The following is a 19,570-nucleotide window of genomic DNA, read 5'->3' on the forward strand; positions in this document are numbered from 1 at the left end:
CCGGCGGTGTTCGTATAAAGGGTGTAAATGGGGGGTGGAGAGGCCTAGTTGGCCATCTCCGCCCGGATTTGCTGGCGCAAGATATCGATCGGCACACGTTTGCCGTCTTTCTTGTAGCACCAATATGTCCAGCCATTGCAGCTTGGCGCTTTCTCATACGCCGCACCGACCTGATGGATCGATCCTTTGACCTCGTTGCCGATCAGCGTGCCATCAGCACGGACCTTGGCAGAGTAACGGCCGTTCAGGGAATAAAGCTCTTCGCCCGGACGCAGCATGCCACGTTCAACCAACTGGCCAAACGGCACACGCGGTTCTGCACGCTTCGACGTGGTGGTCTGCAACGCCTCTTTGTCGAATTTGCGCACGGATTTGATCCGCTTTTCAGCGACCTTGCGGTAGGCTTCCTCGCGTTCGATCCCGATGAAATCACGGCCCAGCATCTTGGCAACAGCGCCTGTGGTGCCGGTACCAAAGAACGGGTCCAGCACGACATCGCCGGGGTTGGTAGAGCCGACGAGAATGCGGTGCAGAAGGCTTTCGGGCTTTTGTGTCGGATGCGCCTTGTCGCCCGCTTCGTCCTTCAGACGCTCGTGGCCGGTGCAGATCGGCAGCACCCAGTCGCTGCGCATCTGGATCCCTTCGTTCAGCGCCTTCAGCGCCTCATAGTTGAAGGTGTATTTGGAATTCTCATCTTTACCGGCCCAAATCATGGTTTCATGAGCATTGGTAAAACGCTTGCCGCGGAAGTTCGGCATCGGGTTCGACTTGCGCCACACCACGTCATTCAAGATCCAGAAGCCCGCATCCTGCAATGAGGCACCGACGCGGAAAATGTTGTGGTAGCTGCCAATGACCCAGATCGCGCCATTGGGTTTCAGCAATCGACGTGCGGCTTTCAGCCATTCACGCGTAAATTTATCATAGACGGCAAAGCTGGAAAACTGGTCCCACGCATCGTCTACGGCATCGACTTTCGAGTTATCGGGACGATGCAAGTCACCCCGCAACTGAAGGTTGTAGGGTGGGTCTGCAAAGATAAGGTCCACCGACTCCGCAGGAAGCGCATTCATCGCTTCGATACAGTCGCCAGAAATGATCGTGTTTAAAGGGAGTGCTGCCGCACCCTTGGTCATCGTCTTCATAATAGCTGCCTCTTGCCCGGCACATTGTGTGCTCTTGGTTATCCACAAGATGCCCTGACAGACGATTCATGGTCAATTTCTTTTTTGAATCAAGTGGTTAGTTATTTATCTTGATACAACATGTTGTGTACCGGCTTGAACAAACGTCTATGGTGTGGGGTCACACCAATTTCCTGCAACGCTTCCATGTGCTTTTTTGACCCGTATCCCATGTTGGTTTCCCAACCATATCCCGGGTGCTGTTGCGCCAATGACAACATGACACAATCTCGACATATTTTAGCCGCAATAGAGGCCGCAGAAATCGACTGCGACCGCGCGTCTCCCTTGATCACGGTTTCGGCCGCTACCGTCAGATCACGCGGGATCATATTGCCGTCGATCAGTGCATAGTCCGCCGGCGTCTTCAGCCCCTCCAACGCGCGCACCATCGCAAGGTGGCTCGCCCTCAGGATGTTCAGCTCTTCGATTTCCTCGACTGAGGCATGGGCGATGCTCACATCCGCGACCTGCAAAATCTGCTCATACAGGCGTTCTCGCGCCCGCTTGGTCAGCTTTTTTGAATCATTCAGCCCCTCGGGGATACGGTCTGGGTCCAGCACGACGGCAGCGGCCGTGACCGGCCCCGCCAGGGGCCCGCGCCCCACCTCGTCAACGCCAGCGACCCGCAGAAAGCCGCGCGCATGGGCGGCCCGTTCAAATTCAAAATCTGGTTTCATTGGGTGTGCAAACCCCAACCCGCCGCAAAGCTCAAGCCCCGACACCGCGAATTATGACATTGCAAAGACCGCGGTGCCACAATCGGAAAAGATATCCACAGCCGATAAGAAAGGGAGGAATGCCCGAACATTCCTCCCTTCCCCGATGAAGGACACCTAGATGCCCCCCGGTATTGACACGCGGAGATTAACCGCGCGCCAAACTGTATCCCGCGCCACGCAGGCAGCGGGCGTCATACCCATAGCGGGTGCCGCGATGGGTCCGGATTTGCTGCGCACATTGCTGCGGCAAACGGTCGGCATGACGGAAATTATTCTCGAGACAGTGGCGGCCGAACATCAGCACCTGACCGCGACGCGTATCGAAACTTTGGAAACATTGCTTCGGCAACAGCTTGGCATTGGCGTGCCTGTCGTACCGCTGGCGCTTGTACCCCTTTGGCAGCGGGCGCGGCTCTACATGGCGCTGCGCTTTGGGCGCGCGGTAGACCGGTACGTGTTCAGCCCGAGGGGGGCGTGGGGCCCGGTGCACCGTGTTTGGCGCGTGGCGATGCTTTGACACGTCCTGCCGCGCCCGTTCGTCATCGCGCTTGTTCTTGTCGTGAATGATTTTGCCGACAATGGCTACACCCAGCACCCCTACCGCGATCTTTGCCAGATCCCTATTGCGATCACCCGCGGCGGCTGGAACGGCGGTAAAAGCCGTGATTGCGACAGCTGCCGCTGCTATCGAGGCGATGAATTTCTGGTGCAATGTAAAGCGCATTGTCTGATCCTTTCGGTTAAGGGCACCATGGGAAGCACCCCATGCAAAGCCATCAAGAGCGAGGCCGTGTGATCAAAATGGGCAACCCCCCTCAGACAGGCAATAACACCCCGCTGTTATCTGATATCAAGCCCCCCAGCCCCAATGGATATTGAATATCCGCCCGGATAAGCGCAGTCTTATGTACATGAAACACATCCTCCTTTCCCTGGCCGCGGCGGGGCTGCTCGCCCTCTCCGCTCCCTCTGCCCAAGCGGCAGAATGTTTTGCCGATTATAAGGCCAAGCAGGAAAACCCCTTGCGCCTGCATTATGGTGTGGCGCAAGTATCTGGTGACTGCAGCCGTGCCACGGCACAGTCACAACTGACCAAACGCTTGGCCGCACAGGGCTGGACGCTGCTGACGGTGGTTTCTGTCTTTGGCGAAGATGGGCTTAACCAAAGGAAAGAGAGTGCCGGAAAAAACTTCCTCCGCTTCTGAGATGCGCCGCACGGGCGGACGTTTTGTCGGCGGTGGTATCGCGGCCGTCGTGGCGATCATTCTGATCGGCGCGGGGCTTTTGCTGTGGGCGCTGCCCGACGCCAATGCCTTTAACGCACAGGTCGAACGGATCTTTGTCGAAAACGACGATCTGACCGCACAGGCTGAAATCAAGCTGCTTGAAATCCTCGCGCAATCGGGCACCGCTTTCTCTGAAACTCTGTCGAGCTACCGGATCGTGATCATCGTGCTGCTGGTCTTTGCCACCGCAATGCTGGTCGCGGCGCTGGTTTTTCTGATCATGCTTGTGGGCTTCAATCGCCGCATGGCGCAGATCGAACGGGTCGGGATTCAGGTGAACTCTCTGCTGATCAGCCGCGAAGAGAACACCGTCTACCTTAATAACCTCGGTTTCAAACTGACCGCCGCCGCAATGGAGACGATGTCGGTACTCGCCGAAGCCCGTATGGATGACGACGTCCTGTCCGGCTCTGAAATCGAAGGCGTCATTTCCGGCCGGACCGCCGCTGACTGCGACGAAGCGGCGGGGGCCACGCGCATCAAACGTTTGCGCGACACATTAGGCAACCAGATCGTGTCTGAACTGCTGGTCAAGAATATCGCGCGGCGCGGCTACATGCTGGCCATCGACAAGGACGTGATCAAGGTCATCTGACCTCTTCATTTTGCCCTGTAAACTCCGGGGGAGGCGCGCCCGCGCGACGGGGGCAGCGCCCCCTCTGGACACTTCGCAATGCTTGACCCTAGGGTACGCTGAAACAGCACCAAGGATCATGCCCATGCCAGCCCCCTTCAACGCATTCAAACAGGCTTTGAAACAAGGAGATACCGTCTTTGGCTGCTGGCTGGGGCTTGCGGATAGCTATAGCGCTGAACTGATGGGGACCGCCGGTTTTGACTGGCTGGTCATCGATGGCGAACACGCCCCCAACGATCTGCGCTCTATTCTGGCGCAGCTGCAAGTGCTTGAAGCATCAGACAGCCATCCGGTTGTGCGCGTCCCCGTGGGCGAGACTCACCTGATCAAACAGATGCTTGATGCCGGGGCGCAGACCTTGCTGGTGCCAATGGTCGACAATGTCGATCAGGCCCGCCAGCTTGTGCGCGATGTCACCTATCCGCCCCACGGCGACCGCGGTGTCGGCTATGCGCTGACCCGTGCAGCACGATTTTCGCAGATCGCGGATTATGGCACCACGGCGGACGATGAAATTTGTCTGCTGGTGCAGGTTGAAAGCGTTAAAGGGCTGGAGAACCTCGACGATATTCTGGAAGTTGACGGGATCGACGGGGTGTTCATCGGGCCCGCGGATCTGGCGGCGGATATGGGGTACATGGGCAATGCGCTCCACCCCGAAGTGCAAGACGCGATCATGACCGCGCTGCACAAGATCCACGCAGCGGGTAAAGCGCCGGGCATCCTGTCGACCCACGACGACATGACCCGCGACGCGCTTGAAGCAGGGGCGCAGTTTGTTGCGGTCGGGGCGGATGTTTTGCTGCTCAGCCACGCGGCGCAGGCGCTTGCAGGCAAATGGCGTGATACCCTGAAATGATGCGCGGGGTAGCTTTGTTGGGGTTGGGCTATGTGCTCAGCCAGTTTTTCCGCGCCTTTCTGGCCGTGCTCAGCCCCTCTTTGCGGGTCGATCTGGGGGCCACACCCGAAGACCTCGCCTTTGCGTCGGGGCTGTGGTTCTTTTCCTTTGCGGCCATGCAACTGCCCGTTGGTTGGGCGCTGGATACAGTCGGGCCACGGCGCACGGCGGCCAGCCTGCTGCTGATTGGCGGTGGCGGCGGGGCTGCGCTTTTTGCGGTGGCGACGCAGCCGCTGCATATCAATCTGGCAATGGTGTTGATCGGGATCGGTTGCGCGCCGGTGCTGATGGGGGCCTACTATATCTTCGCGCGTGAATTTGCGCCAAGCCGCTTTGTTGTGCTGGCCTCTGTCATGGTCGGCATTGGCACATTCGGGAACCTCGTCGCGTCCTATCCAATGGCCATTGCGGCTGAAACGATCGGATGGCGCGCGTCGCTGTGGGGGCTTTGCGCCATCACGACGCTCACGGCGATTGGCATCTGGTGTGTCGTACGCGACCCCGCCACCCCCGAAGGCGAACAACGCGGCAGCCTGCTTGGCGTCTTTAAGATCAAAGCATTGTGGTTCATTTTCCCCATCATGAGCGTCAGCTACGCCCAGGTCGGCGCGTTGCGCGGGCTTTGGATCGGCCCCTACTTCGAGGACGTCTTTGGCGCGAACGCCCATCAAATCGGGTGGGCAACCCTGTTGATGGGGATCGCCATGGTCGCAGGCAGCCTCGCCTACGGCCCACTGGACCGCTTTGTTGGCAGCACAAAGTGGGTGATCATCGGGGGCACTGCGCTTAACCTTCTCGCGCTGATCGCACTTGTGATGTTCCCCGACAGTGGCATCATCCTTGCCACAGCCTTGATGGCGGCGATCGGTCTTTTTGGCGCGACATATGCAGTGATCATCGCGCATGGGCGCAGCTTTATGCCACCGCAGCTCATCGGGCGCGGCATGACCCTGCTGAACCTGTGCAGCATCGGAGGCGTCGGCGTGGCGCAGTTTCTGTCGGGCCGCGTCTATGCAGTCAGCCAGCCCGCTGTCACGGCTCAGGCCCCTTATGTGCTGATATTTACCCTGTTTGCCGCGCTCATGGCGGCAGGTCTGTTCGTCTATCTGTTTTCGCGTGACGCAGGTGAATAGGACACGACCCCTTCCCCCGCGCCCCCAGGCGGTATAAGAGGCCCGCACCATCACATTTTAGTATTGGAGTTTTAAGATGGGTTATCGCGTCGTCATCGCGGGTGCCACAGGCAATGTGGGCCGTGAAATGCTGAACATTCTGGCCGAGCGCCACTTCCCTGTAGATGAAATCGTGGCTCTTGCTTCGCGCAAGTCTATGGGATCCGAAGTCAGCTTTGGCGATAAGACACTCAAGACGAAAGACTTGGATACGTTCGACTTTACGGGCTGGGATATGGCGCTGTTTGCCGTCGGGTCAGAGGCGACAAAGAAATACGCGCCCAAGGCTGCCAAGGCCGGTTGTGTCGTGATCGATAACTCTTCGCTGTACCGCTACGATCCGGATATCCCGTTGATCGTACCAGAGGTGAACGCCCACGCGATCCACGATTACGCCAAGAAAAATATCATCGCGAACCCGAACTGCTCGACCGCGCAGATGGTTGTCGCGCTTAAGCCGCTGCACGACCGCGCCACGATCAAACGTGTTGTCGTGTCGACCTACCAGTCGGTGTCCGGTTCGGGCAAAGACGGGATGGACGAGCTGTGGGACCAGACCAAGTCGATCTACAACCCCACCGACAGCAAGCCGCCGCGCAAGTTCACCAAGCAGATCGCCTTTAACGTGATCCCGCATATCGACGTCTTTATGGACAGCGGCGACACGAAAGAAGAGTGGAAGATGATGGTAGAGACGAAGAAAATCGTCGATCCCAAAATCAAGGTCACAGCGACCTGCGTGCGCGTCCCCGTCTTTGTTGGCCACGCCGAATCGATCAACATCGAGTTCGAAGATCATCTGGACGAGAACGAGGCCCGCGACATCCTACGTGAAGCGCCGGGCGTTATGGTTATCGACAAGCGGGAAGACGGCGGATACGTGACCCCCGTCGAATGTGCCGGTGATTTCGCGACCTTCATCAGCCGCATCCGTCAGGACAGTACGATCGATAACGGTCTGAACCTGTGGTGCGTCAGCGACAACCTGCGCAAGGGTGCCGCGCTGAACGCCGTGCAGATCGCTGAACTGCTGGGCCGCGAAGTGCTGAAAAAAGGCTAAGCCCCCTACCCTGAATTGAACAAAGGCCAGTGCGATGCGCTGGCCTTTTTTATATCCGACTGCCGGCGGGCTACCTTTGGATCATGCAGCGTTTTGCCCGTCTGGCACGGTCGCAAAATCAAACCACAGTTTTTGTTGCCGGTACCCACCTTTGATCAGATGCCCGTGACCCAGCACTTCGGGGAAATCCTCTGCCCAGTCACGGTAGCGATCATTTGTAACCACGACGGCCCCCATCTCGCGCGCAGCGGTCAGGATATACGGATCCGCCGGAGAGCCGCGCGGAACGACCATCACCTGATCCACCGGCAGCTCGAGCATCGCCGCAAGCGCCGCATCGTCCTTATAGGCATTCGTCAGCAGGTACCCTGCGTTTGCATCGAACACCACGCCCGTCTTGAAACCAAGCTGCGTCAGGGTGCGGACCACATCCTGCACTGGCGCGATCGACGGCGTGCCGCCCGACCAGTACATGACGTTTGACCCGTCGATCACCACCGCCCCGCGGGCGCTGCGTCGGGACTGACCCGCCAACCAAACCCGCGCTTCGCGCAGCAGCAGGATCGCGCTGGCGACGGCGCTCGGCCCCGCCAGCAAGACAAGATCCCCCCAGACGGGCTGGGAGGTCGCGATAACCGTGCCAATGATCGACACCAACAGTAAAAGCGCAGGAACAATCACGCGTCAGCGCCGCCAAAACCGCGCTGGACTTGCTGGTCCATTATACTGGCCGGAACATCTCTTTGTCGGCGCTATAGCATTCCAGCCCGCCTTCGCCGATGTTGTGCCACAGGCCGTGCAATGTCAGTTCGCCCGCTTTGACTTGCTCGGCCACAAAGGGGAACGTCATCAGGTTCTCAAGCGACGTCATTACAGCGTGCTTCTCAAGCTGGCGTGCCTGCTCTTTCGGGTCTTCGATATCCGCGACAACTTCGTATTTCGGGCGCAGGATATCCATCCAACGTCCGACAAAGCTGTCTTTGGCGTCCAGTTCCGGCGCATTGCCCTGACACATGTCTAGACATCCTTGAACACCGCCACAGCTGGAATGGCCAAGCACGATTACATGCGCGACTTTCAACGCCTGAACCGCATATTCGACCGCCGCGGAGGTCCCGTGCTGCTGCCCATCGGGCTGATAAGGTGGCACCAAGTTGGCGATATTACGGTGAATAAAAAATTCACCCTGATCTGCGCCAAAGATTGACGTCACATGAACTCGGCTGTCGCAGCATGAAATGATCATCGCGCGGGGATGCTGCCCATCGCTGGCCAACCGTCGGTACCACGACTCGTTTTCAGCGTAACTGGTTGCTTTCCAACCGTGATAGCGCTGAACCAGGTAATTCGGGAGCGGTTTCGCCATATCCATCTGTGTCTCGCCTTTACTTAATTTTAGCCGAAATACCCTGAATTCGCATCGTATTCGAGCGAAAACGCACGCGGCCGTTAACGAATTGAACATCATTTGGCCAACATAGTGCCGATGCGCTGTGGGGGCGTTATGATGAGGTGACACGAATGTATGTATTGCAAATGCGGCCAGTCGAACAAGTCCGCGTAGATCAGGAACGTCTGGGTATTTTATATGATCAACTGGGCGAAACAGGGGCCGAGGATGTCGTTTGCCGCGCCATGGAGGAATTGGCCCTGCGCATGTCCCACTGCAATCGCCTATACCAGGCATCCAACTGGCCCGAACTGCGTAAAAACTGCCGATCCCTGATCGCGATTGCCGAACAGGTCGGTCTGGAAAAACTGGCGCATGTCGCGGGGAATGTGATCTGCGCGATCGACCAGACCAGCCCGGTCGCCATTGGCGCGACGTTGACGCGGCTGATCCGCATCGGCGACCGGTCGCTGACTGCAATCTGGGACACGCATGACTTCCCCCTTTGACGGGCTTGCAGCGGCACAGGATACGTCTAGGCTGCGCGCGAATACCACGCACGAAAGGCCTTGCCCCATGTCCGCTCTCTTCGCCGACCCCACCGCCTCTGCGATTCCGCTTCATCTGATCGGATGCAACGCCCTATCCGGCTGGCTCGACAGCCAACCCGCCGCAGTGCGTAAATGGGTCGAGGTGCAGGGGTTCACCGGTGCGTTGGGACAGGCCTTGACGCTGCCGGGCGATGATGGATCGCTGCGCATGGCACTGGCGGGGTATGGCACAGCCAACGGCCGCAAACGGGGTCGTTTTCATCTTGCAGGGGCTGCGGCCAAGCTGCCCAAGGGTAACTATGTCCTACACGCCGACCTGTCCGCCGCTGACTTGGCCGTTGAAACGCTGGGTTGGTTGCTCGCCTCGTACCGGTTCGACCGATACGCCACGCAATCGCCGATGGCCGCACGCCTTGTCGCGCCGGACGGAGTTGATGCCGGTCACATCCGCGCCCTCGCCGAAGGGGAGATGCTGACCCGCGATCTGATCAATACGCCTGCCTCTGATATGGGGCCGCCCGATCTGGAAAACGCCGCGCGCAAACTGGCCGAGCGGCACGGGGCGAAAATCTCGGTCATCACCGGCGACGATCTGCTGACCCAGAACCTTCCGCTGATCCACGCCGTGGGCCGCGCTGCCGACCGCGCACCCCGCCTGCTTGATATGACCTGGGGCACCAGCGGCAAGAAGCTGACGCTGGTGGGCAAAGGCGTCTGCTTTGATACCGGCGGGCTGAACCTGAAACCGGGCGCGTCGATGGGGCTGATGAAAAAGGACATGGGCGGTGCGGCAGCGGTGCTGGGGCTGGCGCATATGATCATGGCCACAGGGATGGACGTGCAGCTACGCGTGCTGATCCCCGCGGTTGAAAATTCGGTCTCCGGCAATGCCTTCCGCCCGCAGGATATCCTGACATCGCGCAAGGGCCTCACGGTCGAAATCAACAATACCGATGCCGAAGGGCGGTTGGTGCTGGCCGATGCGCTGGCACTAGCGGATGAGGACAAACCCGACCAGATCATCTCTATGGCGACATTGACCGGTGCCGCGCGGGTCGCCGTGGGCCCTGATCTTGCGCCTTATTTCAGCGATGATCCCGATTTCATCGCCGCACTTGAAGCTGCCGCGGCCGCGCAGGCGGACCCGGTCTGGCGCATGCCGTTCCACGCGCCCTACGAACCGTTGATCGAACCCGGCATCGCCGATCTGGATAACGCCCCCTCGGGCGGGTTCGCGGGTTGCATTACCGCGGCCCTTTTCTTGCGCCGTTTTGTCACCGGCAGCCCCTACGCGCATTTCGACATCTACGGCTGGCAACCCGCCGCAGCGCCCGCCCGCGCCAAAGGCGGCGTCGGACAGGCAACCCGTGCGCTACATGCCAGCCTTGGGACGTTCCTATCCAAATGACCGACCGTCGTCTGCATCCCGACCCCGAGCGGATCACCCAGAAAACGCCGGCGCAAATCATCGTGCCGGTCACCGATCTTGACCGCAGCCCGACCGGCCCCCGCGACCGGCAGGCGCTCTACGGTGAGGCGCTGACCGTGCTGGATCGCGCCGATGGCAGCGCCTATGTGCAACTGACCAAGGATAGCTACTGCGGCTACGTTAACGAAACTGCCATCGGCCCTGTGACCACACCAACCCATGTCGTGACCGCACCGGCCACCCACGCCTATACCTACGCCGACCTGAAATCACCCGATGTCAGTGCGCTCAGCTTTGGCAGCCGTGTTGCCGTGACCCAGACTGAAGGCCGGTTTGCGCAAACCGCGCTTGGCTATATCCCGACCCAACATCTTGCGCCGCTGCCGCACCACTTTAGCGATCCCGCCGCCGTGGCCGAGATGTTTTTGGGCACGCCCTATCTGTGGGGGGGGAACAGCCGCTGGGGGATCGATTGCTCGGGCCTTGTGCAGGCCGCATTCCTTGCCTGTGGCATTCCTTGCCCGGGCGACAGTGACCAGCAGCAGTCCAGCTTTGCCGACCCCGTGCCCGATTCTGGCCACCCCCCCCGTGATATCCGGCGCAATGATCTGCTGTTCTGGAAAGGTCATGTCGCACTGGTGCTCGACCCCTTGACGATGATCCATGCGAACGCGCATCACATGGCCGTCACACGCGAACCCGTTCAGGACGCCTTGACACGTATCGCCAAAATCGACGGCCCGCTGACCGGGCACAAACGCCTAAGCCCTTCCAAATGGCCTTAAATCCATCCCCGGTTACCGCGCGCGCAATCGGTTAGGTGTCTACCGCACGGATCATCTTGCGCTCGAGCACCCGCAGCACAGAGGCAAGGTCCTGACCGCGCCGCAGCACTTGCCCGTTGGCACCAATGACTGCGTACATGCCCTGTTTCATCCGTAACTTGGGGCGTTTCTCGATGTGGTACAGTGGTATCTCGGCGGTCCTGCGAAAGATTGAAAACACCGCGACTTCGCGCAGCGAAGAGATGCCATAGTCGCGCCATTCACCCGCCGCGACCATTCGGCCGTAAAGCGACAGGATCGGGCCAAGTTCGGTCCGGTGAAAGGAAACCTGCTCGGGTGCGCGTTCGTTCTGCGGGTGTGAGGGATGGATATGCACTGTCATGCTTTGACAGTTGCGCCCTTCGACGCTCAAATCAAGAGAGCCACCGATCAATTCTCTTGAAAGCGTTACATTATCTGTGCAAGCATCAAAATTGTGAAACATAAAGGCCCGCCATGACCCCGCAACTCCGTGCTGAAAAATCCGCTGCCGCCATGTGGTCCATTGATACGGCCAGCCAATCCTTGGGCATGCGGATCGACCATATCAGCCCCGGAGAGGCAGACCTGTCGATGGTGATCACCCCGGTGATGCTCAACGGCCACGGCATCGCACACGGCGGGTATATCTTTACCCTCGCGGACAGCGCATTTGCCTTTGCCTGCAACAGCTACAACCAGCTTGCCGTGGCCCAACAGAACCAGATTTCCTACCTCGCCCCTGGTAAATCGGGTGAACGACTGCTGGCGACAGCGCGGGAACAATCAAAAACCGGGCGCTCCGGCGTTTATGACGTGACAGTCACGGGGGAGGACGGGCGCACCATCGCCTTGTTCCGTGGCCTGTCACGCACCATCAAAGGCCATCATTTCGAGGAGGAAATGACCCCATGAAAGACCTCACGCCCGCCCGGTCATCGCTCGACCCGATCGAGCTTGCCAGCCGCGATGAAATCAGCGCCCTACAGCTGGAGCGGATGAAAAAATCACTGCACCACGCCTATGCGAACGTCCCCTTTTACCGCCAAAGCTTTGATGCCGCGGCCGTACACCCCGACGACCTGCACAGCCTGTCGGATCTTGCAAAGTTCCCCTTCACCGTCAAAACCGATTTGCGCGATAATTACCCCTTTGGCATGTTCGCCGTGCCCCGCGACCAGCTGGCGCGCATCCATGCGTCATCGGGCACGACGGGCCAACCAACAGTCGTGGGGTATACGAAAAAAGACCTCGCCAATTGGGGAACTGTCATGGGGCGGTCCCTGCGTGCTGCGGGGCTCAAACCCGGCGACATGCTGCACAATGCCTATGGCTACGGTCTGTTTACGGGCGGGCTGGGGGTACATCTGGGGGCTGATACCCTCGGACTTAGCACGGTGCCGATCTCGGGCGGGATGACCCCGCGGCAGGTGCGCCTGATCGAAGATTTCAAGCCCGACGGCATCACTGTGACGCCTTCTTACGCGCTGTCGATCCTCGACGAATACGCGCGTCAAGGCATCGACCCGCGCCACTCCTCGCTACAGGTGGGTATCTTCGGAGCCGAACCCTGGACCAACGCCATGCGGGTCGAGATCGAACAGGCGTTTGATATGCATGCCGTTGATATCTATGGTCTGTCCGAGATCATGGGCCCCGGCGTCTCGTGCGAATGCGTCGAGACCAAGGGCGGGCTGCACATCTGGGAGGATCATTTCTACCCCGAGGTGATCAACCCCGAAACAGGCCATCCTGTAGCCGACGGTGAAAAGGGCGAACTGGTGTTTACATCGCTCACCAAAGAGGCGTTTCCGATCATCCGCTACCGCACCCGCGACCTGACCCGCCTGCTCGCCGGCACCGCGCGCAGCATGCGCCGGATGGAAAAAGTCACCGGCCGTAGCGACGATATGATCATCCTGCGCGGCGTTAATGTGTTCCCCACGCAGATCGAGGAAGCCCTGATGGCGACACCCGGCCTCGCCCCGCATTTCCAGATCGAGCTGAGCAAACCGGACCGGATGGATCAGATGCGCGTGCTGTGCGAATGCGCCGACGCCACCGTTGGCGGCCTCGCCCGTGAGGCTGCAGCGCAACAGCTGGCCGCGCAGATCAAAGAGACTGTGGGCATCAGCGTGCAAATCGACGTGGGCGATGTGAACAGCATCACCCGCTCCGAAGGCAAAGCCGTGCGCATCATCGACAACCGCCCCAAAGGCTAGCCCCAGCAACACACCTGTAAGCCCATCGACCGCGTATCTCACCACGCGGTCGATTTATACCTCTGAGATTGCGGAGACGCTGCCGAATAGCCCGCCACGCTCCGCCCTTAGAACCGACGCCCCCCACTCCAGGCCGATGTATTTGCATCACAGCACTGTTGCCCCGTTGCACGAAGCACACGCAGCCGCTACCAATTCTACATGTTGGCGATCTTTCTCAAAACACTGCCCTTTTTCGCGCTGATCGGTCTGGGCTATTGGGCCGGGCGCACGCGGTTCTTCACCGCAGAAGCCACGGCCTATTTGACCAAGTTCGTCTTCTATTTTGCGCTCTCTGCCATGCTGTTCCGCTTTTCTGCCAATCTGTCCCTGGCAGAGGTCTGGGACACACGGCTCGTCGCGGCCTATCTGTGGGGAACAGGGTTCGTTTACGGCATCGCCACGTTGGTCGGATTTTGGCGCGGGCTTGACGTTCCCAGCACAGCAATGGAGGCGCAATGCGCCGTCATCGGCAACACCGGCTTTCTTGGCGTCCCCATGCTCACGCTTTTGCTCGGGGCAGAGGCAATCGGCCCTGTGGTACTGGCACTGGCGGTAGATCTGATCGTCTTTTCCAGCCTCATCGTGATCCTGATCACCGGGTCGCGCGACGGCCAACTTAGCTTGCGCGCCTTGCGCACCATTGGTTTGGGGCTGGTGAAAAACCCGATGATCGTCGCGATGACGCTAGGCTTTATCTGGTCCGGCTTGCGCATCCCCATTCCGGCCCCGATGAATGACTTTCTGGCGATCCTAGGTGGTGCGGCAACCCCGGGTGCCTTGTTCGCAATCGGCGCCTCGTTGGCCACAAAATCTGCCGAAAAACTACACATTGCCGGATGGTTATCATTTTGCAAGCTGGTGCTCCACCCCGCGTTTGTCGCCCTTGCTGCACTGTGGCTGTTCCATGTGGACCCGTATAAGGCAGGTGTGATCATCGCGACCGCCGCGCTGCCCGTTGCGGGCAATGTCTATATGCTCGCTCAACACTACAACGTGGGGCCGCAACGTGTCTCTGCTGCGATCCTAGTGTCAACGCTGTTCAGCATTCTCAGCGTCAGTCTCGTGATCGCTTGGGTGACAGGCCTGTAGCCTTCACCCTTTTCGCAAATACTTGCCGCGCAGCGTCCCGCCCTTGCCGCCCGCGTCGATGCCCGCTAGCCATATACCAACCAGATATAGGAGACGCCCAATGAAAACGATTTCCGAGAATACCAGCTTCAGAGGCACCCAAGGCGTCTATTCTCACCGCTCCGCGGCCTGTAGCTGTGATATGACCTTTGCCCTGTTCCTCCCCGAAGAGGCCAAGCAGGGGCCGGTACCGCTGATGTGGTTCCTGTCGGGGCTGACCTGCACCCATGAAAACGCGATGACCAAAGCTGGGGCACAGGCATGGGCCGCTGAACACGGGATCGCAATCGTCTTTCCTGATACATCGCCGCGCGGGGATGATGTGGCCGATGATGACGCCTATGATCTGGGCAAAGGCGCGGGCTTTTATGTGAACGCCACACAAGACCCGTGGAAGCCGCATTTCCAGATGTGGGACTATATCGCCGACGAACTGCCTGCACTGCTTGGCGAAAATTTCGCGCTGGATATGGACCGTCAGGCGATCTGCGGGCATTCGATGGGCGGGCACGGGGCGCTGACGTTGGCGATGAACCTGCCGGGACGGTTTACCTCGGTCTCTGCCTTCGCACCGATCGCCCACCCCACCAGCAGCGATTGGGGTCGCAAACAGCTGGCCGTATACCTTGGCAATGACGAAACCACATGGGCCAAACATGACGCAACGCTTTTGATGACCGAACGCGGTTTCGACGGCCCGATCCTGATTGATCAGGGCACGGATGATCAATTCCTTGATCTGCTCAAGCCCGAAGCATTGGCCGAGGCGATAGCGAAGGCACGCCAGAACGCCACACTGCGGATGCAGCCGGGATATGATCACAGCTATTTCTTCATCTCGACGTTCATGGAAGACCACATCGCGTTCCATGCCGACGCCCTGTATGCGCGATAGGCCGGGACGATGACCGCGCTTTATATCGACGCTGATGCCTGCCCCGTCAAAGCAGAGGCCGAACGCGTGGCCACCCGTCATAAGGTGCGGATGTATGTGGTGTCCAACGGCGGGCTGCGTCCCTCGCAGAACCCGCTGGTCGAAACAGTGATTGTCCCCGATGGCCCCGACATCGCCGACATCTGGATCGCAGACCGCTGCGGCCCTGGCGATGTGGTGGTCACGGGCGATATCCCCCTAGCGGCGCGCTGCGTCGAAGCGGGCGCACGGGTGCTGAAACACAACGGCGAAGCGCTGACCTCGGCCAATATCGGCAACGTGCTGGCAACCCGCGATCTGATGACCGACCTGCGCGCCGCCGACCCGTTCCGTCAGGGCGGCGGCAAAGGGTTTACAAAGACAGACCGCTCCCGTTTTCTAGAAGCGCTAGAGCGCGAACTTCGCGCGGCACAACGGTAGGGCTCGGGGCAGCAAGACCCCTTCGGACCCGGCAAAAGGAAGAGCACATGAAACCAGCAGCAGTCGTCTTTGACATTGGGAATGTGCTGATCGAATGGCAGCCCGAACGGTTCTACGATTCCGTCATCGGAGAGGACCGCCGCCGCGCCATGTTCGCCGAAGTCGACCTGCACGGGATGAACGACCGCGTCGACAGCGGGCAGCATTTCACCGATACGATCTATGCCGCCGCCGAGGCCAACCCCGCGTGGCGCACTGAAATCCGCATGTGGCACGACCGCTGGATCGAGATGGCAGCGCCCGTGATCCCCCGCTCATTGCGGCTGAAAGAAGCGCTGCAGGCCAAGGGCGTACCGGTGTTTTCGCTGACCAACTTCGGCATCCAGTCCTATGATCTTGCGGCGCAGCATTATCCTTTCTTGCGGGCGTTCGACCGCGATTTCATTTCGGGCCATATGGGCATGATCAAGCCGGACCCTGCGATCTATGCCGCACTTGAAGATACCTCAGGCCTGTCCGGCGACGCGCTTTTGTTCACCGACGACCGCATCGATAATATCAACGCCGCCAACGCCCGCGGCTGGCAAACCCACCACTTTACCGGACCGGACGGGTGGGCCGACAGGCTGGTCACCGCAGGTCTGCTGACCGAGGAAGAAGCCGCATGACCCAGTTCGATATTATCCCCTTTGACCAAGGCGAGGCGCGGCTGGACTGGATCGGCCTGACCGATGCGCTGGCCGCCGGCCACAAACTACCGCGCGCCGAGATTGCGGATACGTTTTTGTACCGTGGCAAGGATACGCTGCTGAACCGCGCCGCCTGGATCGACGGGCTGGGGCTGGCCGTGAAATCCGCCACCATCTTTCCCGACAACCCCGCCAAAGGGGCACCGATGGTGAACGGTGGCGTGTCGCTTTATGCTGATGATCACGGTGCGCTCGAGGCGCTGATCGATTTTCACCTTGTTACCAAATGGAAAACCGCCGGTGACAGTCTGCTGGCGGCCCGCAAGCTTGCCCGCCCTGACAGCCGCAAAATCCTGATTGTCGGCGCAGGCACCCAAGGGCGCGGACTGCATGCCGCTTATAGCGCGGTCTTTCCTGATGCCGAGTTTACCGTGTGGAACCGCTCTGCCCCGAATGCGCAAGCGATGGCCCGCGATATCAAGGGTCTGAAAATCGCCGACAACCTTGAGGCCGCCGTGCGCCACGCGGACATCATCACCAGCGCCACCATGTCGACCGAACCGCTGATCAAGGGCGCGTGGCTGCAAGCCGGCCAGCACCTTGACCTGATCGGAGCCTATCGCCCCGACATGCGCGAGGTCGACGACGCGGCGCTGACCAAAACCAGACTATTCGTCGACAGTCTCGACACCACGGTCGATCACATCGGAGAGCTGAAAATCCCCATCGCCCAAGGGGTGCTTTCTGCCAATGACATCGTTGCGGATTATTATGATATGGGATCTTTTACCCGCCAGTCAGACGACGAGATCACCCTGTTCAAAAACGGCGGGGGCGCGCATCTTGACCTGATGACCAGCCGCTACATCCTTGACCGGTGGCGCGCGCGTAGATGATCTGGTTTCTCCTCCTTGGTATGCTGGTGGTTGCGATCCCGCTTGTGATTGAACGCAACCGCGCCGAGATGGAAGACGCGGACCGGGGCAGCGCTTCTGGCCAGTTTGCAGAACTGCCTGACGGCGTGACCCACTATGAATGGCTCGGCCCCGCCCAAGGGCCTGTTGCTGTCTGTGTGCACGGGCTGACCACACCCAGCATCGCCTGGCGCGCAGTTGCCCGGGGGTTGGCATCGATGGGCTATCGCACGCTGACCTATGATCTTTACGGGCGGGGATATTCAGACCGCCCGTCCGGACCGCAGGACCGACAGTTCTTTATCAAACAACTCCAAGACCTGCTGGAAGACCAAGACGTGACCGGTAGTTTTACCCTGTTGGGCTATTCCATGGGGGGCTCTATCGCGACCTGTTTTGCCGCGGCCTTCCCCGACCGGGTAGAACGGCTGATCTTGCTGGCACCGGCAGGCATGGGGCTGGCGCAGAACAAACTGGTAGATTTCATGGCCAAAACGCCGGTTATTGGCGATTGGCTGATGCTGGCGCTTTTCCCACCCACATTCCGCCGCGGCATCAAGGCCGAACGCGACACTCCCGTGCAGGTGCCCCATATCCACGACCATCAGGCAGAGCAGCTGGACTATAAGCATTATGTTCCAGCGGTGCTGGCCAGCCGCCGCGGTATTCTGGCTGATGTGCTACGCGACGAACACCGCGCGATCCAGTCGTTCGACATCCCTGTACTGGCGGTGTGGGGCGACGAGGATCAGGTGATCCCCGCCTCAGCCATTGGCAGCCTCGCCGAGTGGAACCGCACCGCCGAACACGAGGTGATCGCGGGCGCGGGCCATGGCTTGCCCTATACCCACGGGCCCCAGATTGTCGCGGCGATCAAGGCGCATATCAGCGCAACGCCCTAAGTAGTCACCAGTCCGGGCAACCGGCGTTCGCGGATCGGCAGATGGATCAGTGCGCTAAATGCGCCGACGGCCACGCCGATCCACCACACGGCCGTGTAATCGCCATAAACATCATACATCCGCCCGCCCAGCCAAACGCCTAAAAAGCTGCCCAATTGGTGGCTGAAGAACACAATTCCGTACAACGTGCCCATATAGCGCAGCCCATAGATATGCGCGACCAAACCACTGGTCAGCGGCACCGTCGCCAGCCACAACGCCCCCATGCCGACAGAGAAAAGAATGACCGATACCGGCGTGATCGGCAGCATAATGAACAGCGCTGCGATCACGGTACGCCCCGTATAAATCGCCGCTAAAAGGTATTTCTTAGAATACCGCTTACCTGCCCACCCCGCCAGCAAGGTACCGGCGATGTTGGCCAGACCAATCAGCGAAATCGCAACCGCGCCGAGCGCCGAAGTCGTTGTGATCCCGATATTATGCAGCACGCCACCGGCAAGGATCGGACCGCAAAGCTCTGTCACGAAGGCGGGGAAATGCGCGGTGATAAAAGCCAGCTGATACCCGCAGGAGAAAAAGCCGATAAAAATGAAGGTAAATGTTGGATCCCGCAGCGCTTTGCCCAAGATTTGTGACAGGCTTTCTTCCAGCTCGGCCTTGCTTGCCATGGCAGGCGTGCGCATCAACGGCAGCGTCAGCAGCATCGCCATGATCGCACCGGCAAAAACGAGAAATGTGGCCTGCCAGCTGAGGAAACCCAGCAGCCATTCAGCCACCGGTGCCCCAAAGACCTGACCCGCGCTGCCCGCAGCGGTGGCGATGGCCAGCGACATCGACCTGTTTTCGGCGGTAGAGGCGCGGCCAACCACAGCCAGAATAACGCCAAATCCCGTCCCCGCGATCCCGAAGCCGACCAGCCACGCATAGGTTTGATGCTCAATGGGGGACACGGAATTGGCCGAAAGAACCAGCCCCACGGCATAGATCAAAGACCCGATTATGATGGCGCGACGGTCACCGATTTTTTCTGCCATCGCGCCGAAGATCGGTTGCCCGATGCCCCACGCGAGGTTCTGGATTGCGATGGCTAACGAAAACTCTGACCGGAGCCAGCCGAACTCTTCTGCGATCGGAATTTGAAACACACCAAAGGATGCGCGCACGGCGAAGCTGACCATGATGAT

At 59.7% G+C, this 19,570-nt stretch carries 23 protein-coding genes; 16 read left to right on the plus strand and 7 right to left on the minus strand.

The genetic code is table 11. The features are described 5' to 3' along the window. Positions 1-44: 44 nt before the first annotated feature. The 3 genes from BLQ98_RS03760 to BLQ98_RS03770 all read right to left on the minus strand — a co-directional run bounded on the left by BLQ98_RS03760 (position 45) and on the right by BLQ98_RS03770 (position 2,630). Positions 45-1,145 (minus strand): site-specific DNA-methyltransferase, encoded by a 1,101-nt coding sequence (locus tag BLQ98_RS03760; RefSeq protein ID WP_093732009.1) that lies wholly within the window; start codon positions 1,143-1,145, stop codon positions 45-47. A gap of 101 nt (positions 1,146-1,246) precedes the next feature. Then, the gene (locus tag BLQ98_RS03765; protein ID WP_093732010.1) at positions 1,247-1,864 is read right to left on the minus strand and encodes a ribonuclease HII; all 618 of its coding nucleotides are present in this window, start codon (positions 1,862-1,864) and stop codon (positions 1,247-1,249) included. Between the two features lie 187 nt (positions 1,865-2,051). Beyond that, the gene (locus BLQ98_RS03770; RefSeq protein WP_093732011.1) at positions 2,052-2,630 is read right to left on the minus strand and encodes a hypothetical protein; all 579 of its coding nucleotides are present in this window, start codon (positions 2,628-2,630) and stop codon (positions 2,052-2,054) included. A 187-nt stretch (positions 2,631-2,817) separates the two neighbouring features. Here BLQ98_RS03770 and BLQ98_RS03775 point away from each other — a divergent pair, with 187 nt between their 5' ends. The 5 genes from BLQ98_RS03775 to BLQ98_RS03795 all read left to right on the plus strand — a co-directional run bounded on the left by BLQ98_RS03775 (position 2,818) and on the right by BLQ98_RS03795 (position 6,959). Further along, the gene (locus BLQ98_RS03775; RefSeq protein WP_093732148.1) at positions 2,818-3,111 is read left to right on the plus strand and encodes a hypothetical protein; all 294 of its coding nucleotides are present in this window, start codon (positions 2,818-2,820) and stop codon (positions 3,109-3,111) included. A 1-nt stretch (position 3,112) separates the two neighbouring features. Next, positions 3,113-3,787, plus strand: a complete 675-nt coding sequence (locus tag BLQ98_RS03780; protein ID WP_093732012.1) for a winged helix-turn-helix domain-containing protein — start codon at positions 3,113-3,115, stop codon at positions 3,785-3,787. A gap of 124 nt (positions 3,788-3,911) precedes the next feature. Then, a complete protein-coding gene (locus BLQ98_RS03785) occupies positions 3,912-4,688 on the plus strand; it encodes an aldolase/citrate lyase family protein (protein WP_093732013.1) in 777 nt (258 codons plus the stop codon). Further along, positions 4,685-5,860: an MFS transporter gene (locus tag BLQ98_RS03790; RefSeq protein WP_093732014.1), complete on the plus strand. Its 1,176-nt coding sequence runs from the start codon at positions 4,685-4,687 to the stop codon at positions 5,858-5,860. Before BLQ98_RS03785 ends, BLQ98_RS03790 begins: the two co-directional genes overlap by 4 nt. A 76-nt stretch (positions 5,861-5,936) precedes the next feature. Beyond that, positions 5,937-6,959, plus strand: coding sequence for an aspartate-semialdehyde dehydrogenase (locus BLQ98_RS03795; RefSeq protein ID WP_093732015.1), 1,023 nt, complete (start codon positions 5,937-5,939; stop codon positions 6,957-6,959). An 81-nt stretch (positions 6,960-7,040) separates the two neighbouring features. Here the strand turns inward: BLQ98_RS03795 and BLQ98_RS03800 are convergent, their stop codons facing one another. After that, entirely contained in the window at positions 7,041-7,640 is a 600-nt protein-coding gene (locus tag BLQ98_RS03800; RefSeq protein WP_093732016.1) for an NYN domain-containing protein, read from the minus strand. Between the two features lie 40 nt (positions 7,641-7,680). Next, positions 7,681-8,331 carry a carbonic anhydrase gene (locus BLQ98_RS03805; protein WP_093732017.1) on the minus strand — a complete coding sequence of 217 codons (651 nt, stop codon included), beginning with the start codon at positions 8,329-8,331 and terminating at the stop codon, positions 7,681-7,683. Between the two features lie 149 nt (positions 8,332-8,480). Between BLQ98_RS03805 and BLQ98_RS03810 the strand changes: the two genes are divergently transcribed. From BLQ98_RS03810 to BLQ98_RS03820, 3 genes are all read left to right on the plus strand, one after another. After that, entirely contained in the window at positions 8,481-8,858 is a 378-nt protein-coding gene (locus BLQ98_RS03810; RefSeq protein ID WP_167354503.1) for a hypothetical protein, read from the plus strand. Positions 8,859-8,925: 67 nt separating this feature from the next. Beyond that, positions 8,926-10,308 carry a leucyl aminopeptidase family protein gene (locus BLQ98_RS03815; RefSeq protein WP_093732018.1) on the plus strand — a complete coding sequence of 461 codons (1,383 nt, stop codon included), beginning with the start codon at positions 8,926-8,928 and terminating at the stop codon, positions 10,306-10,308. Continuing rightward, positions 10,305-11,114, plus strand: a complete 810-nt coding sequence (locus BLQ98_RS03820; protein ID WP_093732019.1) for a C40 family peptidase — start codon at positions 10,305-10,307, stop codon at positions 11,112-11,114. Before BLQ98_RS03815 ends, BLQ98_RS03820 begins: the two co-directional genes overlap by 4 nt. A gap of 31 nt (positions 11,115-11,145) precedes the next feature. Here the strand turns inward: BLQ98_RS03820 and BLQ98_RS03825 are convergent, their stop codons facing one another. Further along, complete coding sequence (locus BLQ98_RS03825; RefSeq protein WP_093732150.1) at positions 11,146-11,496, minus strand: DUF2794 domain-containing protein; 351 nt, start codon at positions 11,494-11,496, stop codon at positions 11,146-11,148. Between the two features lie 113 nt (positions 11,497-11,609). On the opposite strand from BLQ98_RS03825, the gene paaI reads away from it, so the two are divergent. The 8 genes from paaI (at position 11,610) to BLQ98_RS03865 (ending at position 18,383) form a co-directional block, all read left to right on the plus strand. After that, positions 11,610-12,047: a hydroxyphenylacetyl-CoA thioesterase PaaI gene (gene paaI / locus BLQ98_RS03830; protein WP_093732020.1), complete on the plus strand. Its 438-nt coding sequence runs from the start codon at positions 11,610-11,612 to the stop codon at positions 12,045-12,047. After that, on the plus strand, positions 12,044-13,354 hold the full coding sequence (gene paaK, locus BLQ98_RS03835; RefSeq protein WP_093732021.1) for a phenylacetate--CoA ligase PaaK: 1,311 nt from the start codon (positions 12,044-12,046) through the stop codon (positions 13,352-13,354). The genes paaI and paaK overlap by 4 nt, the downstream gene beginning before the upstream one ends. A gap of 201 nt (positions 13,355-13,555) precedes the next feature. Continuing rightward, entirely contained in the window at positions 13,556-14,485 is a 930-nt protein-coding gene (locus BLQ98_RS03840; RefSeq protein WP_093732022.1) for an AEC family transporter, read from the plus strand. Between the two features lie 100 nt (positions 14,486-14,585). Continuing rightward, positions 14,586-15,419 carry an S-formylglutathione hydrolase gene (fghA, locus tag BLQ98_RS03845; RefSeq protein WP_093732023.1) on the plus strand — a complete coding sequence of 278 codons (834 nt, stop codon included), beginning with the start codon at positions 14,586-14,588 and terminating at the stop codon, positions 15,417-15,419. Between the two features lie 9 nt (positions 15,420-15,428). After that, a complete protein-coding gene (locus tag BLQ98_RS03850) occupies positions 15,429-15,878 on the plus strand; it encodes a YaiI/YqxD family protein (protein ID WP_093732024.1) in 450 nt (149 codons plus the stop codon). Positions 15,879-15,925: 47 nt separating this feature from the next. Next, positions 15,926-16,546, plus strand: coding sequence for an HAD family hydrolase (locus BLQ98_RS03855; protein WP_093732025.1), 621 nt, complete (start codon positions 15,926-15,928; stop codon positions 16,544-16,546). Further along, positions 16,543-17,463 carry an ornithine cyclodeaminase family protein gene (locus BLQ98_RS03860; RefSeq protein ID WP_093732026.1) on the plus strand — a complete coding sequence of 307 codons (921 nt, stop codon included), beginning with the start codon at positions 16,543-16,545 and terminating at the stop codon, positions 17,461-17,463. The genes BLQ98_RS03855 and BLQ98_RS03860 overlap by 4 nt, the downstream gene beginning before the upstream one ends. Continuing rightward, positions 17,460-18,383 carry an alpha/beta fold hydrolase gene (locus BLQ98_RS03865; RefSeq protein ID WP_093732027.1) on the plus strand — a complete coding sequence of 308 codons (924 nt, stop codon included), beginning with the start codon at positions 17,460-17,462 and terminating at the stop codon, positions 18,381-18,383. The genes BLQ98_RS03860 and BLQ98_RS03865 overlap by 4 nt, the downstream gene beginning before the upstream one ends. Here the strand turns inward: BLQ98_RS03865 and BLQ98_RS03870 are convergent. Continuing rightward, positions 18,380-19,564: an MFS transporter gene (locus tag BLQ98_RS03870; RefSeq protein WP_272903463.1), complete on the minus strand. Its 1,185-nt coding sequence runs from the start codon at positions 19,562-19,564 to the stop codon at positions 18,380-18,382. The genes BLQ98_RS03865 and BLQ98_RS03870 overlap by 4 nt on opposite strands. Positions 19,565-19,570 lie beyond the last annotated feature (6 nt).

The organism is Sulfitobacter litoralis, from assembly GCF_900103185.1.
Classification (GTDB): Bacteria; Pseudomonadota; Alphaproteobacteria; order Rhodobacterales; family Rhodobacteraceae; genus Sulfitobacter; species Sulfitobacter litoralis.

Bases quoted from the DNA above. Each gene is read 5' to 3' on its own strand.
- BLQ98_RS03860 (WP_093732026.1), top strand. From the start codon at position 16,543: ATGACCCAGTTCGATATTATCCCCTTTGACCAAGGCGAGGCGCGGCTG.
- BLQ98_RS03770 (WP_093732011.1), bottom strand. From the start codon at position 2,630: ATGCGCTTTACATTGCACCAGAAATTCATCGCCTCGATAGCAGCGGCA.
- BLQ98_RS03805 (WP_093732017.1), bottom strand. From the start codon at position 8,331: ATGGATATGGCGAAACCGCTCCCGAATTACCTGGTTCAGCGCTATCAC.
- BLQ98_RS03850 (WP_093732024.1), top strand. From the start codon at position 15,429: ATGACCGCGCTTTATATCGACGCTGATGCCTGCCCCGTCAAAGCAGAG.
- BLQ98_RS03870 (WP_272903463.1), bottom strand. From the start codon at position 19,564: ATGGTCAGCTTCGCCGTGCGCGCATCCTTTGGTGTGTTTCAAATTCCG.
- BLQ98_RS03775 (WP_093732148.1), top strand. From the start codon at position 2,818: ATGAAACACATCCTCCTTTCCCTGGCCGCGGCGGGGCTGCTCGCCCTC.
- fghA (WP_093732023.1), top strand. From the start codon at position 14,586: ATGAAAACGATTTCCGAGAATACCAGCTTCAGAGGCACCCAAGGCGTC.
- paaI (WP_093732020.1), top strand. From the start codon at position 11,610: ATGACCCCGCAACTCCGTGCTGAAAAATCCGCTGCCGCCATGTGGTCC.
- BLQ98_RS03820 (WP_093732019.1), top strand. From the start codon at position 10,305: ATGACCGACCGTCGTCTGCATCCCGACCCCGAGCGGATCACCCAGAAA.
- BLQ98_RS03780 (WP_093732012.1), top strand. From the start codon at position 3,113: ATGCGCCGCACGGGCGGACGTTTTGTCGGCGGTGGTATCGCGGCCGTC.
- BLQ98_RS03815 (WP_093732018.1), top strand. From the start codon at position 8,926: ATGTCCGCTCTCTTCGCCGACCCCACCGCCTCTGCGATTCCGCTTCAT.
- BLQ98_RS03825 (WP_093732150.1), bottom strand. From the start codon at position 11,496: ATGACAGTGCATATCCATCCCTCACACCCGCAGAACGAACGCGCACCC.
- paaK (WP_093732021.1), top strand. From the start codon at position 12,044: ATGAAAGACCTCACGCCCGCCCGGTCATCGCTCGACCCGATCGAGCTT.
- BLQ98_RS03790 (WP_093732014.1), top strand. From the start codon at position 4,685: ATGATGCGCGGGGTAGCTTTGTTGGGGTTGGGCTATGTGCTCAGCCAG.
- BLQ98_RS03865 (WP_093732027.1), top strand. From the start codon at position 17,460: ATGATCTGGTTTCTCCTCCTTGGTATGCTGGTGGTTGCGATCCCGCTT.
- BLQ98_RS03840 (WP_093732022.1), top strand. From the start codon at position 13,556: ATGTTGGCGATCTTTCTCAAAACACTGCCCTTTTTCGCGCTGATCGGT.
- BLQ98_RS03855 (WP_093732025.1), top strand. From the start codon at position 15,926: ATGAAACCAGCAGCAGTCGTCTTTGACATTGGGAATGTGCTGATCGAA.
- BLQ98_RS03810 (WP_167354503.1), top strand. From the start codon at position 8,481: ATGTATGTATTGCAAATGCGGCCAGTCGAACAAGTCCGCGTAGATCAG.
- BLQ98_RS03785 (WP_093732013.1), top strand. From the start codon at position 3,912: ATGCCAGCCCCCTTCAACGCATTCAAACAGGCTTTGAAACAAGGAGAT.
- BLQ98_RS03760 (WP_093732009.1), bottom strand. From the start codon at position 1,145: ATGAAGACGATGACCAAGGGTGCGGCAGCACTCCCTTTAAACACGATC.
- BLQ98_RS03795 (WP_093732015.1), top strand. From the start codon at position 5,937: ATGGGTTATCGCGTCGTCATCGCGGGTGCCACAGGCAATGTGGGCCGT.
- BLQ98_RS03765 (WP_093732010.1), bottom strand. From the start codon at position 1,864: ATGAAACCAGATTTTGAATTTGAACGGGCCGCCCATGCGCGCGGCTTT.